1 protein-coding gene is annotated in these 368 nt (G+C 39.1%); it reads left to right on the top strand.

Annotation, left to right across the window (positions count from 1 at the left end; all coding sequences use genetic code 11):
• On the top strand, positions 1–304 hold a 304-nt coding region (locus tag V7083_RS06740), incomplete at its 5' end, for a YwpF family protein (RefSeq protein WP_335476613.1).
• Between the last annotated feature and the right edge of the window lie 64 nt (positions 305–368).

Raw genomic sequence — 368 nt, 5'->3', positions numbered from 1 at the left:
TGACCTCTCTCATTATGAGTTTTTTAAGAATATATACGAAGGAAATCGAGAAGTCATAGTGGAGGCCGTTATTACAAAACGGGATAATGCCCCGGCCTTTTTTCAGACCAAGATCGTCTCCTTGTTAAAGTTTGAGGATCATATCAGCGTGCTGTTTCAAGGGCAAATCCGCCGTAATAGGGGCGATTATTCAGAGCTGTTGCTAGAGACCTTGCTTCAAAAGGGGCTGGGCGGTGAAGAACTGCTTTCTGAGTTTAGAGAAAAGCTAAAAAGCAAACCAAAGATAAAAGTTAAGAAATCGTAACCAGTCATTTAGGCTGGTTTTTTTATGGTTGATTTTTCAAAAATTTACAGACATACTTAAATTC

The organism is Bacillus sp. JJ1764, assembly GCF_036962145.1.
Classification (GTDB): domain Bacteria; phylum Bacillota; class Bacilli; order Bacillales; family Cytobacillaceae; genus Neobacillus.
The sequence above is the reverse complement of the archived record's forward strand: the minus strand, read 5'-3'. Positions and strand labels throughout refer to the sequence as shown.